The sequence below is a fragment of the Streptomyces sp. NRRL F-525 genome, assembly GCF_000716605.1.
Lineage (GTDB): Bacteria > Actinomycetota > Actinomycetes > Streptomycetales > Streptomycetaceae > Streptomyces.
In genome coordinates, this window is the sequence record NZ_JNXE01000003.1 from 275,569 (window position 1) to 289,645 (window position 14,077).

General features: G+C 70.3%; 10 protein-coding genes. 4 read left to right on the top strand and 6 right to left on the bottom strand.

Annotated features, from left to right (window positions below):
- Positions 1–84: 84 nt before the first annotated feature.
- From OO69_RS06455 to OO69_RS06475, 5 genes are all read right to left on the bottom strand, one after another.
- Entirely contained in the window at positions 85–1,647 is a 1,563-nt protein-coding gene (locus OO69_RS06455) for a PucR family transcriptional regulator (protein WP_033279422.1), read from the bottom strand.
- Positions 1,648–1,674: 27 nt separating this feature from the next.
- A complete protein-coding gene (locus OO69_RS06460; protein WP_033279423.1) occupies positions 1,675–2,967 on the bottom strand; it encodes an aspartate aminotransferase family protein in 1,293 nt (430 codons plus the stop codon).
- On the bottom strand, positions 2,964–3,806 hold the full coding sequence (locus OO69_RS06465; protein WP_033279424.1) for a nitrilase-related carbon-nitrogen hydrolase: 843 nt from the start codon (positions 3,804–3,806) through the stop codon (positions 2,964–2,966). Before OO69_RS06465 ends, OO69_RS06460 begins: the two co-directional genes overlap by 4 nt.
- A gap of 281 nt (positions 3,807–4,087) precedes the next feature.
- Positions 4,088–5,701, bottom strand: a complete 1,614-nt coding sequence (locus tag OO69_RS06470; RefSeq protein ID WP_033279425.1) for a hypothetical protein — start codon at positions 5,699–5,701, stop codon at positions 4,088–4,090.
- 215 nt (positions 5,702–5,916) lie between these two features.
- Complete coding sequence (locus tag OO69_RS06475) at positions 5,917–6,168, bottom strand: helix-turn-helix domain-containing protein (RefSeq protein WP_033279426.1); 252 nt, start codon at positions 6,166–6,168, stop codon at positions 5,917–5,919.
- Positions 6,169–6,200: 32 nt separating this feature from the next.
- On the opposite strand from OO69_RS06475, the gene map reads away from it, so the two are divergent.
- A complete protein-coding gene (gene map / locus OO69_RS06480) occupies positions 6,201–6,971 on the top strand; it encodes a type I methionyl aminopeptidase (protein WP_033279427.1) in 771 nt (256 codons plus the stop codon).
- Positions 6,972–7,091: 120 nt separating this feature from the next.
- Positions 7,092–9,617, top strand: coding sequence for an ATP-dependent Clp protease ATP-binding subunit (locus OO69_RS06485; protein ID WP_033279428.1), 2,526 nt, complete (start codon positions 7,092–7,094; stop codon positions 9,615–9,617).
- A gap of 62 nt (positions 9,618–9,679) precedes the next feature.
- Here OO69_RS06485 and ggt read toward each other — a convergent pair whose 3' ends face one another.
- Positions 9,680–11,479: a gamma-glutamyltransferase gene (ggt, locus tag OO69_RS06490; RefSeq protein WP_199810892.1), complete on the bottom strand. Its 1,800-nt coding sequence runs from the start codon at positions 11,477–11,479 to the stop codon at positions 9,680–9,682.
- Between the two features lie 142 nt (positions 11,480–11,621).
- Between ggt and OO69_RS06495 the strand changes: the two genes are divergently transcribed.
- Both OO69_RS06495 and OO69_RS06500 read left to right on the top strand, forming a co-directional pair.
- Positions 11,622–12,377, top strand: a complete 756-nt coding sequence (locus OO69_RS06495; protein ID WP_199810893.1) for a hypothetical protein — start codon at positions 11,622–11,624, stop codon at positions 12,375–12,377.
- A 116-nt stretch (positions 12,378–12,493) separates the two neighbouring features.
- The gene (locus tag OO69_RS06500; protein ID WP_033279430.1) at positions 12,494–14,062 is read left to right on the top strand and encodes a CocE/NonD family hydrolase; all 1,569 of its coding nucleotides are present in this window, start codon (positions 12,494–12,496) and stop codon (positions 14,060–14,062) included.
- Positions 14,063–14,077: the final 15 nt, after the last annotated feature.

The following is a 14,077-nucleotide window of genomic DNA, read 5'->3' on the forward strand; positions in this document are numbered from 1 at the left end:
ACGTCTGCGGGCTCGCGGCGTTCCACGGTGTCACCCTGTCGTGGGCGCATGTTTCACCGCCGTTTTCCCAGGTAGTCCCATGTTTCACCCCTGTTGCGCGTCGTGCGCGAGGAGCGCGATGTGCACCGACGCGGCCTGCTCGAAGTCGTCGAGGTCCACCCCGAGCCGCCCCTCTATCGCCTCCAGCCGGCGGTACAGCGCGGGCCGCGAGACATGGTGGAGCTGCGCGGTGCGCGACTTGTTGCGGCCGGTGGCCAGGTAGGTGCGCAGGACGGCGAGCAGGTCCTCGTCGGCCGCGCACAGCAGCCCGTCCAACTCCCGCTCTGCGAACGACTGCACCTGCGGGTCGTCCCTCAACAGCCGGATCAGGCCGCGCAGATGAACGTCCTTGAGGCGTACGACGGCGGGGAGTTCGAGGGCGTCGCTGGAGTCGGCCACGGCGTCGGCGACGTGCTGTGCCTCGCGCAGCCCTGCGGGCACGTCGTCCCAGACGGTGCGCTGCCCGGCGGCGGCCACCACCGCCTTCAACGCCCCCGACTCGGTGCGCAGCCGGCTCGCGAAGTGCGCGGCGAGGGCATCCGCGTCCTGGTCGCGGGGCAGGCTGAGCAGCACGGCGGTGACACCCTCGGCCAGTTCGGCGACGAGTCCGGGGAGCCCCAACAGCCGTAGCACCCGGTCGAGTTGGGCCGTGTCGCCGTCCCGCACGACCATCGGGACGAAGGTGCGCCGGTTGACGGGGAGCCCGGCCGCGCGGGCGCGGGGCAGGAGCTGTCGTGCCGGTACGACACCGCTCGCGAGGTCGGTCAGCAGGCTCTGGGCGGACTGTTCCTCCCAGGTGTGGGCGGAGCCGCCGAGCATGCGGTGCAGGACGAGGGCCTCGGCGGCGCGGTCGGCGAGGAGGCGGCCGGTGGCGGTGTCGCCGCGGTAGCCGCAGAGCATGATCTGGCCCCACCGCTCCCCTCGTCCGCCCAGTTCGGCGCGGATCCAGCCGTCGCCCTCGCTGCCGCCGGCCTGCCGGGAGATCCGCTCCCAGTCGCGCAGCACGTCGTCCACCGCCGACCGCTCCCCCGCCGTGGCGAGGACGCGGTGCGCGAGGTTGGTGACGACGACAGGGCAGGCGCTGTGCGCGGCGACCTCGTCGAGCAGGCTCTGCAGCGGGGCGCCGCCGGTGATGAGTCCGGTGAGCGCGGTCCGTACGGCCTCGGAGAGGCTGACGGCGGCGAACTTCCGCCGTACCAGCCGGGATTGGACCTCTTCCGTCAACTCCGCGAAGGGGAAGGGCCGGTGGAGCACGACCATGGGCAGCCCGCACCGCTCGGCCGCGCGGCGCATCACGTCCGGCGGCGCGGGAAACGCCCGACCGAGCCCCAACACCACGGCGGACGCCTCCGCGCGGTGCAGGGACTGGATGTACTCGGCCTGCGCGCCCTCGTCCCCGGCGAGGAGCACGCCGGTGGTGAGGACCATCTCGCCGCCGGTGAGCATCACGCCGACGTCGGCGGCCTCGGCGACGTGCACCCACCGCACGGGCCGGTCGAGTTGGCTCGCACCGGCCACCACCTCGGGTTCCCCGGCGAGGACCCGTTCCAGGCCGAGGACCTGACGCACCGACAGCGCGGGCTCCAGGGGATCCAGGATGGTGGCCATAGCGATGTTCCCTTTTTGTTCGTACTGCTACTGCTGCTGCGTGCTCCTCAGAGCCCGTTCGAGGATCGCGGCGCCCTCCTCGGCCTCCGCGACGGTCAGGGACAGGGGCGGGGCGATGCGCAGGGCGCTGGTGTTGTGTCCGCCGCCCTTGCCGATCAACAGGCCGCCCTCACGGGCCGCTTCGAGGACGGCGGACGCCGCGTCCGGGTCGGCCTCGTCGGTGCCGGGCTTGACCAGCTCGATGCCGATCATCAGCCCGCGCCCGCGTACTTCCCGTACGCCGGGATGCTGGGCGACGACGGCCCGCAACCGCTCGATGAGGAGGCCGCCGACGCGCCGGGCGTTGCCCTGGAGGTCGTGCTCCAGCAGATAGGTGAGGTTGGCGAGGCCGGCCGCCATGGTGATCTGGGTGCCGCCGAAGGTCGAAATGCTGTTGGAGTCAAGGCAGTTCATGATGTCGGCGCGGGCGACGACACCGCCGATGGACATACCGTTGCCGATGCCCTTGGCGAAGGTGAGGATGTCCGGCGGACCGTTCTCCGCGTGCGCCTGCCAGCCCCAGAAGTGGTCGCCGGTGCGCCCCCAGCCGGTCTGCACCTCGTCGGCGATCCACAACACCCCGCGCTCGGCAAGGACTTCACGGAACGCGGCGTACAGACCGTCGGGCGGGGAGGTGAACCCGCCGACGCCCTGGACGGGTTCGGCGATGAGAGCGGCGGGCGGGCGGACATGACCGAGCAGGTCCTTGAGGTCGTCCACGCAGGCCGCGATGAACTCGGCGTCGTTCAGGTCGGCGTAGGGACCGCGCGTCCGCACGCCCCCGTGGACGTACAGCGTCTGGAGCGGGGACAGCGAGGTCGGGGACCAGCCGCGGTTGCCGGTGATGCCGACCGAGCTGAAGGAACGGCCGTGGTAGCTGTTGCGCATGGCCAGGATCTGGTTGCTCCTGCGGTACGACGTCGCCAGCATCAGGGCGGTGTCGTTGGCCTCGGTGCCCGAGGTGGTGAAGAAGACCCGGGCGTCCGGGATGCCGGACAACTGGGCGACGCGCTCGGCGAGTTCGACCATCGGCCGGTTGAGGTAGAGCGTGGACGAGTGGATGATCCGCCCGGCCTGCTCGCTCACCGCCTTGGTGACCTCGGGGAGCGCGTGCGCGGTCATGGTGGTGAGGATGCCGCCGAAGAAGTCGAGGTACTTGTTGCCCTCGGCGTCCCAGACGTGCCGGCCCTCTCCGTGCGTGATCTCCAACGGGTCCTGGTAGTACAGGGCGAGCCAGTCGGGGAGTACGTCCCGGTGGCGTCCCAGCAGGTCCTTGGTCACGGCTGCACCAACCCTTCGTAGGCGTCGGGACGCCGGTCGCGGTAGAACGCCCACTGTTGGCGAACTTCCTCGATCAACCCGAAGTCCAGGTCGCGCACGACGAGTTCCTCGTCCTTGTCGCTGGCAGCCTCGCCGACGAACTGGCCCCGCGGGTTGACGAAGTACGACGTCCCGTAAAAGTCGTTGTCCCCGTACTCCTCCTGTCCCACACGGTTGATCGCGGCGATGAAGTATTCGTTGGCGACGGCGGCGGCCGGCTGCTCCAGCTGCCAGAGGTAGGCGGAGAGGCCGCGCGAGGTGGCGGACGGGTTGTAGACCAACTGGGCTCCGTTGAGTCCCAGTTGACGCCAACCCTCGGGGAAGTGGCGGTCGTAGCAGATGTAGACGCCGACCTTGCCGACGGCCGTGTCGAAGACGGGCCAGCCCGCGTTGCCCGGCCTGAAGTAGTACTTCTCCCAGAAGCCCTTGACCTGCGGGATGTGGTGCTTGCGGTACTTGCCGAGGAAGGTGCCGTCGGCGTCGATCACGGCCGCGGTGTTGTAGTAGAAGCCGTCCTGCTCGATCTCGAAGACGGGAACGACGATCACCATGCCGGTCTCGCGCGCGAGCTGTTGCATACGACGCACGGTCGGCCCGTCGGGCACCGGCTCGGCCCAGCTGTAGTGCTCGGGTTCCTGGACCTGACAGAAATAGGGGGCGTTGAACACCTCCTGGAACCCGATGATCTGCGCGCCCTGGCGGGCCGCCTCGCGGGCGTGTTCCTCGTGTTTCGCCACCATGGACTCGGTGTCGCCGGTCCAGGTGGCCTGGACCAGAGCGGCGCGTACGACGTTGGCCATGAGCTGCTCCTTCGACGGGACGCCAGAGCCTCTACGCCCGTAGACAAGGCCGTAGAGGGATGAACGTAAGCCTCCGGAGGAGCCTTGCCAAGACCATCGCCGTTAACCCGCGGAGTCGATCCTGTTTCACCCTCCGGTGGACGCCCCGCTGGGCCGCCTAGGCGGATCGATTGGACCCCGTGCAGTACAGCGCCCCGTAGGGGCGCGGGGAACTGCGCGCCCAGCCCCCACGCACCCGCAGCCGAAAAACCACGTACCCAACCGCTAACCCAGCGGAGCGCTCACGCGCTGAAGCCCGCCACCCGCAAGGCATGCACCAGATCCCAGTGACACTCGTCCGAGACCCCCTTCGCGGCCTCCACCAGGAGCGGTACGAGCTGCTGCGGGTCGGCAGCGACACTGCGGGCGGCTTCTTCGGGGGTGCGGACCCTGACGTACGCGTCAAGAAGCGCACGGATCTCCCGGCGGCGCCCCTCCGCGGCCAGCGCGAGCACGGCCTCGCCGATCTCGCCCGCGGGACGGGCCACACCCTGCCGCAGGATCTGCTCGCCGTCCGCCGTACGCCCCGCCGCGACCAACGCGTCCGCCGCGCCGACCAGCCGGTCGGCGGGCAGCGAGGCGGCCTCCCACAGCAGCGTCGCCCAGTCCGCGCCGAGCCCGGCGCGCTGCAGCTCGGCGGCGAGCAGCGGGAAGCGCGCGGCGGGCCAGTACGCGGCCTCCACGAGCAGCGCGTGCGCCTCGCCGCTCCGGCCCTCGCGCCGCAGCCCCACGAGCCGCCGCACGGCCTCCACGGTGCTCTGCCGCGCCTCCGCGTCCAACGGCTCCCGCGTCGGCTGCGCCCGCTCGACCGGCCGCGCGGCCCCGGCGAAACGGGCTCCGCGCGGGGTCCGGCGCGCGGCGGGCGCGGGAGCGGGAAGTTCCGGTACGACGGCTGCGGGGCCCGGGGCCGCGGTGGTGGCGGCGTCGTCCTCGGCCAGGCCGGCGAAGCGGGCGCTGCCCCGGCGGCGCTTGCGCTGCTTGGGACTGGGGGCGGCCGTCTCGACCTCGGCGTCGGCCTGGTCGGGGGTCTCGGTCGCGGGGGCGGCGGCGTCGGGGCCCGCGAGGCCGTCCCACGTGGGGTCCGGATCGCCGTAGCCGGGGTTCGCCCGCTCGAACTCCTCGTAGCCGCGCCGGGCGTCCGGGGTCCGCCCGTCGGCACCCAGGGAGCCGCCGTATCCGCCCTGCGGACCAGTGACCGGCACCTGCTCGGCATCGCGCTGGCGGGGCAGCCTGTGCGGGGCCTGGTCGCGGTCGTACGCGGCGCTGTTCTGGTCCTGAAAGGTGTCGTCGACGCGGAACACGTTGCCGTGCCGGTCGCGGTGGATGGCCTGACTGCCCTGCAGATGGGCGTAGTTGTCCAACTGCTCGATGCGGGCGCGGAGTTCGGCGCAGCGGGCGGTCGCGCGATCGTGGTCGTCACGGGCCCAGGCGAGATCGAGGCGAAGGGCGTCGGCCGCTTCCTGAGTGGTGGCTGTGTTGAGCAACCGCCCCAACTTCGCCTGCGTCTCGGCCGCGTACTTCTGCTCACGGAGCATCACGTCGAGCCGGTCGCCGAGCGCGTCCCGGCTGCCGGGCCGGGCGTCGAACGCGGCGAGCGCGGCGGCGTGCAGGGCTCGAGCGCGCTCGCTCTCCTGGCTCGCGACACCGTGGCCGTACTCCGCCGCGAGGTCCTGGAGAAGCGCCTCCACGACGTCCCAGGGCGGTACTTCACGCCCGCCGAGACAGGCCTGCATGCCATCGGGATCGCGCTGCCAGAACACCCCGCACCAGCCGCCGCCCTGATCCAGGCGCGCCAGCAGTCCGTCGAGATAGTTCGCGAACTCCCGCACCTGTCCGGGGAGTTGATCCACAGCCATGCCCCAACTCCCGCCAGACCGGAATGCTCCGATCCGTAGAAAACACCATTTGTGTTACGACGCGGCTACGGAAGCTTTTCGAGCCGGGCGCAGAGGTCTCGGAGCCTACGCCTCCCTACTGTGCGCCCGCCTGGTTGATGGGTGATCTGGCAACTCCCGGACGGGAAAGGGGAGGACGAGCGAACCCCGGAGAGAGCACGGTCACACTCTCCGCCTCAGGCCGCCAACGGCGCGCACCTGACCACGAGTTCGTCCATGGACAGCCCGAGCGCCTCGGCGAGGGCGGACACGGTGAAGAAGGCCGGCGTCGGCGCCCGGCCCGTCTCAATCTTGCGGAGGGTCTCCGCGGAGATGCCCGCGTGCGCCGCCACGTCCGTCATGCTGCGGCGGCCGCGGGCCTCGCGGAGCAGCCGACCGAGCCGTTCGCCGCGTTCGCGCTCTTCGGGGGTGAGAGGGGTGCGTACCATGCCGTCATTCTAATACCGGTATAGTAATTGGCATGGTGGAACTGAAGACGGACACGTCTATCGATGCGATGTACGAGGCGGGCCAGGTCGTGGCCCGCGCCCTCACGGCCGTGCGGGAGGCCGCCGACGTGGGCGTATCCCTGCTGGAACTGGACGAGGTGGCGCACGACGTGCTGCGCGAGGCCGGCGCGAGTTCGCCCTTCCTCGGCTACCGCCCCGCCTTCGCGCCCACCGCGTTCCCCGCGGTCATCTGCGCCTCCGTGAACGACGCGATCGTGCACGGCATCCCGGACGGCTACCGCCTGCGCGACGCCGACCTGGTCTCGATCGACTTCGGCGCCAAGCTGGGCGGCTGGGCCGGCGACTCGGCGATCAGCTTCATCGTCGGCGAGCCGCGCCCCGCCGACGTCCGCCTGATCGACACCGCCGAGCGCGCCCTCGCGGCGGGCATCGAGGCGGCCGTAGTCGGCAACCGCATCGGCGACATCGCCCACGCGATCGGCACGGTCTGCCGTACGGCGGGCTACGGCATCATGGAGGACTTCGGCGGCCACGGCATCGGCCGCCAGATGCACGAGGACCCGGGCATCCCGAACGAGGGCCGCCCCGGCCGCGGCCTCCCCCTCCGCCACGGCATGGTCATCGCGATCGAGCCCATGCTGATCGCGAGCGGCCGCGACGACTACCACGCGGCCAAGGACGGCTGGACCCTCAAAACGAACGACGGCTCAAGAGCGGCCCACGTGGAACACACGGTGGCGATCACGGAGGCGGGTCCCAGGGTGCTGACCGAGCGCCGCTGAGCTCTTTCAGGGGCGCGGGGAACTGCGCGACCAGCCGCAACGGGCGCGCACTCGACAGTCGACCGAAACCATCCCAAACCTGCACATGCCCCACGCAGTGCCCCGTGCCATGGTGGATTGATGACCAGCGGCTACACAGACCCCGAAAACGACCCCTTCGGCGAGTTCCTGGCCCGCTTCTTCGGCGGAGCAGCCCCCCTTGGCCCACGGCACATAGACATCGGCCGCCTGCTGAGCCAACCGGCCAGGGACCTCGTCCGAGGCGCCGCCCAGTACGCCGCAGAACACGGCAGCCACGACCTCGACACCCAGCACCTCCTCCGCGCCGCCCTCTCCGCGGAGCCCACCCGCGGCCTCCTCACGCGGGCAGGCGCAGACCCCGACTCCCTCGCCGCGGAGATCGACGAGCGCTCAGGACCGGTCCAACCCCCGGAGGGCACCGCCCTCTCCCTCACCCCAGCCGTCAAACGCGCCCTCCTGGACGCCCACGACCTGGCAAGAGCGGGCGGCACCGGATACATCGGCCCCGAACACGTCCTCGGCGCGCTCGCCGCGAACCCGGACTCCGCCGCCGGCCACATCCTGAACGCGGCCCGCTACGCCCCCACAGGCCTGCCACCCGAGACCCCGGACGGCACCCAGACCACCCACCCCGACCAGCCACGCCCCACCACCACCCCCACCCTCGACAAGTACAGCCGCGACCTCACCGACCTGGCCCGCCACGGCCGTATCGACCCGGTGATCGGCCGCGACGAGGAGATCGAGCAGACCATCGAGGTGCTCTCCCGGCGCGGCAAGAACAACCCGGTGCTGATCGGCGACGCGGGCGTAGGCAAGACCGCGATCCTGGAGGGCCTCGCCCAGCGCATCACCGACGGCGATGTCCCGGACGTACTGGTCGGCCGCCGCGTGGTCGCCCTCGACCTGACCGGCGTCGTCGCGGGCACCCGCTTCCGCGGCGACTTCGAGGAACGGCTGACGAACATCGTCGGCGAGATCCGCGCCCACTCGGACGAACTCATCGTGTTCATCGACGAGTTGCACACCGTGGTCGGCGCGGGCGGTGGCGGCGAGGGCGGCTCCATGGACGCCGGCAACATCCTCAAACCGGCCCTGGCGCGCGGCGAGTTGCACATCGTGGGCGCTACGACCCTGGAGGAGTACCGCCGGATCGAGAAGGACGCGGCGCTGGCCCGCAGGTTCCAGCCGATCCTCGTGCCCGAACCGACCGTCCCGGACGCGATCGAGATCCTGCGCGGCCTGCGCGACCGCTACGAGGCGCACCACCAAGTCCGGTACACGGACGAGGCGTTGGTGGCCGCCGTAGAGCTCTCGGACCGCTATCTCACCGACCGCCGTCTCCCCGACAAGGCGATCGACCTGGTCGACCAGGCGGGTGCGCGGGTACGGCTGCGGGCGCGCACGAAGGGCACGGACGTACGGGCGCTGGAGCGCGAGATGGAGCAGCTCGCCCGGGACAAGGACCAGGCGGCGGCCGACGAGGACTACGAGAAGGCGACGCAACTCCGTGACCGAATCGCCGAGTTGAAGGTACGGCTGGCCGAGGCCGGCGGCGAGGACCAGGGCGACGAGGGACAGAACCTGGAGGTCACCGGCGAGGCGATCGCCGAGGTCGTGTCCCGCCAGACCGGTATCCCGGTGAGCAGTCTCACGGCGGAGGAGAAGGACCGGCTGCTCGGCCTGGAGGAGCATCTGCACCGGCGGGTCGTCGGCCAGGAGGAGGCGGTACGGGTCGTATCGGACGCGGTGCTGCGCTCCCGCGCCGGCCTGGCGAGCCCCGACCGGCCGATCGGCAGCTTCCTGTTCCTGGGCCCAACCGGCGTCGGCAAGACGGAACTTGCCCGCGCGCTCGCCGAGGCGTTGTTCGGCAGCGAGGACCGGATGGTCCGCCTGGACATGAGCGAGTACCAGGAACGCCACACGGTCAGCCGTCTCGTCGGCGCCCCGCCCGGCTACGTCGGCCACGAGGAGGCGGGCCAACTCACCGAGGTCGTACGCCGACACCCGTACTCGCTGCTCCTGCTCGACGAGGTCGAGAAGGCACACCCGGACGTCTTCAACATCCTGCTCCAGGTCCTGGACGACGGCCGGTTGACCGATTCCCAGGGCCGCACGGTCGACTTCACCAACACGGTGATCGTGATGACGAGCAACCTCGGCTCCGAGGCGATCACCCGGCGCGGCGCCGGTATCGGCTTCGGCCCGGGCGGCGCCGACGCGGACGAGGAGGCCCGGCGCGAACAGATCCTGCGACCCCTGCGGGAGCACTTCCGCCCGGAGTTCCTCAACCGCATCGACGAGATCGTCGTCTTCCGCCAACTGACCGCCGAGCAACTCCGCCTGATCACCGGCCTGTTGCTGGAACACACCCGCCGCCTCCTGCACGCCCAGGGCATCACGGTCGAGTTCACGGCCCCGGCCGTCGACTGGCTCTCCCGCCAGGGCTACCAACCCGAGTACGGCGCCCGCCCGCTCCGCCGCACCATCCAGCGCGAGGTCGACAACCAGTTGTCGCGTCTGCTTCTCGACGGCAGGATCACGGAGGGCGGCCAGGTGACGGTAGACGTGGAGGGCAATCGCTTGGTGTTCAACAGCCAGAACCAGTCAAGCACCGCTCACTGAGGCGCCCTTTAAGGGGCGCGGGGAACTGCGCGACCAGCCCCCACGCCCCCGCAGACCGCGTACTACGGAGCAGGATCCACCACCTGCGCGGACCCACCACCCCGCCGCACCTTCTCCGCGGCCGCCAACCACTTCCCACCAGGCAGCCGCTGCACACCGGTCGCCGCACCAATCTCCGGGTTCAAAGTAAAGGCGTGCCCGATAGCTTGCAGCTGAGTCTTCAAGTCACTGTTGTAGAGCGCGGGTTCAAGCTCAGTCGTGGCCGCGTTCCGCTGACTGGCACGAGGCGCCGCGATCGCGTCCACCAGCGGCAGCCCCCGGTCGAGAAACTCCGTGAGGGTCTGCAACACGGTCGTGATGATCGTCGCGCCACCGGGCGAACCCAGCGCCACCACAGGCTTGTTGTGCTTGTCGAGAACGATCGTCGGGGAGATCGACGACCGCGGCCGCTTGCCCGGACCCGGCAGGTTCGGGTCATGGACGGCCGGGTTGGCCGGGGTGAAGGAGAAGTCGGTCAGCTCGTTGTTGAGCAGGAAACCCCGGCCCGGCACGGTCATCGCGCTGCCGCCGGTCTGCTCGATGGTGAGCGTGTAGGACACGACGTTGCCCCACTTGTCGGCGACCGTGAGGTGCGTGGTGTTCTCGCCCTCGTACGTCGTCGGCGCGGCCGTCCCCTTGGCGGTGCAGGGCGTCGGGTCGCGCGGATCGGCCGGCGCCAGCGGGCTGGTGAGCACCGCGTCGTCCTTGATGAGGCACGCGCGCGAGTCGGCGAACTTCTGCGAGAGGAGTTCCTTCGTCGGTACGTCCTCGAAGGCGGGGTCGCCGACCCAGCGCCCCCGGTCCGCGAACGCGATCCGGCTGGCCTCGATGTAGTGGTGCAGGTACTGGACCTCGCTTGCCTTCGAAAGGTCCGTCTTCTCAAGGATGTTGAGGGCCTCGCCGACGGTCGTGCCGCCGGAGGAGGAGGGCGCGATGGAGTAGACACCGAGTCCGCGGTACGAGGTCTTCGTGGGCGCCTGGAGCTTGGCGCGGTACACGGCGAGGTCCTTGGCGGTCAGCTTGCCCGGGCGGGCGTTGTAGCCCGAACTCGGGTCCACCTTCGGCTGGTTGACCGTGGCGAGGATGTCCTTGCCGAGGTCGCCGTGGTAGATCGCACCCATCCCCTTCTTGCCCAACTCCTTGTAGGTCTTGGCGAGTTCGGGGTTCTTGAAGGTGGAGCCGACGACCGGCAACGCGCCACCCGGCAGGAACAGCTTGGCCGTGTCGGGGAAGTAGCGGAAGCGGGTCTCGTTGGACGCCGTCTGGCTGCGGAAGGTGTCGTCGACCGTGAAGCCGTCGCTCGCGATCCGCTCGGCGGGTTTCAGGACGGTGCCGAGCTTCTCGCTGCCCCACTGGTCGAGCGCCGTCTGCCAGGTGGCGGGCGAGCCCGGGGTGCCGACGCTGAGGCCGCTGGTGACGGCGTCGGCGAAGGAGAGGGCCTTGCCGTTCTCCACGAACAGGTTGGAGTCGGCGCTCAGCGGCGCGGTCTCGCGGCCGTCGATGGTGTGCACCGTACGGGACTTGGCGTCGTAGTAGACGAAGTAGCCGCCTCCGCCGATGCCGGAGGAGTAGGGCTCGGTGACGCCGAGCGCGGCGGCTGTGGCGACGGCCGCGTCGACCGCGTTGCCGCCCTTCTTCAGGACCTCGATGCCGGCGGCGGTGGCGTCCGCGTCGACGCTCGCGACCGCGCCGCCGTAGCCGACCGCGACCGGAACCTTCGTCGGTGTGCTGCTCGTTGCGGCCGGTGGGGCCGCCGCCCCGACCGACACCATGGCGGCCGACACCGCCAGGACCGACAGTTTCCGTGCGACAGGGCGACGCATCCGTACCTCCAGTCAGGACCGTCCGCGCAGCGTAGCCACATTGCCATGACCCCAACAGACCACCTCGCGCCACTGTCACACGAGTGCCACACGTCGAACACCGGTACGTACCGGCCATGCTGGGCCGCTAACATGCGCGCCCATGAATGACGACGTGCGCAACATCGTTCTGGGCCTGGCCGCCGCGGGCATCAGCGCCGCGCTCGGCTGGCTCGCCCGCACCTACCTGTGGAAGCGCAAACTCCGGCGCAAGCAGGCGTTCTTCGGGCTGCCCGACAACTCCGAGTCGCTGCTCGTGGTGAACCGCGAGGCGGGCGGCGCCGAACTCTCGGTGATGCGGCACGACGTGTTCGCGCTGCTCGAACTCGCCGCCCTGATCAAGGACTGCAACGCGCACGCCCAGGTCGTCGCGCACGACGCGGCCCAGCAGGGCTTCGGCGAACGCACCGAGTTCTGTGTGGGCGGCCCGTCCTCCAACCGCCGCATGGCCGCGCATCTGGCGTCCCTGCTCCCGGGCATCCGCGTCAACGTCGACCCCGAACCGGGACCGGACCGGGGCGCGTTCCAAATAGGCAGCGAGCGCTACCGACTTGAGCCCGGCAAGGGCGAGTACGTCCTCCTCGCCCGCCTCACCGCCGGCCAACTGGGCGGCGCGCGGCCGGTGTTCCTCTTCTGCGGTCAGCGCGCGATCACCAACCAGGCGGCGTCCCGCTATCTCGCCCGCAACCATGAGAAGTTGGCCCGCAAACACGGCGGCAACACCTTCGTCCTGCTGCTGAAGGTGGTCAACTCACAGGCGTACGGCCCCGATGTGGTGGAGCTGGTCGCGGACGTGACACGGGCCGCGGAGACCCCGCTGCCCGCACCGGCTCCACGCAGCACACACCGCGCCTCCTGAGGTCGCACACATGTCAACAATCTTTACTGGTACGTAACTTACTGACGGGTTACCCAAGGTAGGGAGGCGCGGTTACCGTCGGGTCACTTTGCAGTGACACGTGTGAGGAGTGACCCGTGCGAACCCATCGCCAGGCCCTGCGTACGACCGCGGTGGGCGCCGTCTCCGCGACCCTGATCGCCGGAGGCGTTCTCGGGTTCGCCCCCGCCGCGCAGGCCGCCACGAACGGCGTCCGGTTCGTCGACATCACCGGCGACGGCGGTACGAAGCTCGCGGCGAACGTCGTCACGCCCGCTGGCGCGGACGGCTCGCACGACTACCCGCTCCTCGTGCTGCCCACGAGCTGGGGATTCCCGCAGGTCCAGTACCTGGCCCAGGCCGAGAAACTCGCGAACTCCGGCTATGTCGTGGTGAGTTACAACGTCCGCGGCTTCTGGCAGTCCGGCGGCGGGATAGAGGTGGCGGGCCCGAAGGACGTGGCCGACGCGTCCAAGGTGATCGACTGGGCGCTCGCCAACACCCCGTCCGACGCGGGGCACATCGGCATGGCGGGCGTGTCGTACGGCGCCGGCATCAGTCTCCTCGCGGCCGCACACGACAAGCGGATCAAGGCAGTTGCCTCGCTGAGCGGCTGGGCGGACCTGATCGACTCGATCTACTCGGGCCGCACCGAACACTCCCAGGCGACCGCCCTGCTGGACGGCGTCGGCCTCGTGACCGGCCGCCCGAGCGCGGAGACGAGCCAGGTCTTCAAAGACTTCTTCGCCTCCGACCTGTCCAAGGAACAGGAGTTGATCGACTGGGGGAAGGAGCGTTCCGCCGCGACCTACCTCGACCAGATCAACAAGAACGGCGCGGCGATCATGCTCGCCAACGCCTGGGGCGACACGATCTTCCCGCCCAACCAAATCGCCGATTTCTACGGCAAGTTGACCGGCCCCAAGCGGCTCGAACTCCGCCCCGGCGATCACGCCACCGCTGAGTTGACCGGTCTGTTCGGGCTGCCCAACGACGTGTGGACGGACACCGAGCGCTGGTTCGACCACTACCTCAAGGGCGACGACAACGGCATCAACCGCGAGCAGCCGGTGGAGCTCAAGTCCCGTACGGCAGGCGGCTACGAGGGCTATCCGGACTGGAAGTCGGTCGGCGCGACCCGGAAGAAGATCGACCTCGCGGGCACGACCACCATCCACACCAACGTCGACTCGGGCGCGGACGGCGGGATCGTCTTCCTGTCCAGCATCCTCGACCAGGTCGCGCAGGTGCCCCCGGTCGCGTACGTCCCGCTGCTCCCGCGCCGTTGGGCCGCCGTATGGCAGTCGGCGAAGTACGCGAGCGCCCAACAGGTGCGCGGCACAGTGAAGTTGCACACCACGGTCACGGACACCAAGGAGAGCGGCACCCTCGTCGCGTACCTCTACGACGTGGGCCCGCTCGGCCTCGGCAAGCTGGTCAGCAACGCGCCGTACACCTGGCACGGGCAGCAGCCCGGCCAACCGTTCGGTGTGGACCTGGAGTTGTTCTCCACGGCCTACGACGTCCCGGCAGGGCATCATCTCGCCCTGGTCGTCGACACGGTCGACCCGCTCTACATCGAGCACAACCCGACCGGCGCGCAGCTGACCTTCTCCTCGCCCGCGAACGACCCGTCGTACGTGTCGATCCCGCTGCGCGAGCAGTGATCTCCGGCTGCCGCC

What these genes read in the sequence shown, in the direction of transcription:
- OO69_RS06455 (WP_033279422.1), bottom strand. Translation starts at nt 1,647, where the DNA reads ATGGCCACCATCCTGGATCCCCTGGAGCCCGCGCTGTCGGTGCGTCAG.
- OO69_RS06485 (WP_033279428.1), top strand. Translation starts at nt 7,092, where the DNA reads ATGACCAGCGGCTACACAGACCCCGAAAACGACCCCTTCGGCGAGTTC.
- ggt (WP_199810892.1), bottom strand. Translation starts at nt 11,479, where the DNA reads ATGCGTCGCCCTGTCGCACGGAAACTGTCGGTCCTGGCGGTGTCGGCC.
- OO69_RS06470 (WP_033279425.1), bottom strand. Translation starts at nt 5,701, where the DNA reads ATGGCTGTGGATCAACTCCCCGGACAGGTGCGGGAGTTCGCGAACTAT.
- OO69_RS06465 (WP_033279424.1), bottom strand. Translation starts at nt 3,806, where the DNA reads ATGGCCAACGTCGTACGCGCCGCTCTGGTCCAGGCCACCTGGACCGGC.
- map (WP_033279427.1), top strand. Translation starts at nt 6,201, where the DNA reads ATGGTGGAACTGAAGACGGACACGTCTATCGATGCGATGTACGAGGCG.
- OO69_RS06495 (WP_199810893.1), top strand. Translation starts at nt 11,622, where the DNA reads ATGAATGACGACGTGCGCAACATCGTTCTGGGCCTGGCCGCCGCGGGC.
- OO69_RS06475 (WP_033279426.1), bottom strand. Translation starts at nt 6,168, where the DNA reads ATGGTACGCACCCCTCTCACCCCCGAAGAGCGCGAACGCGGCGAACGG.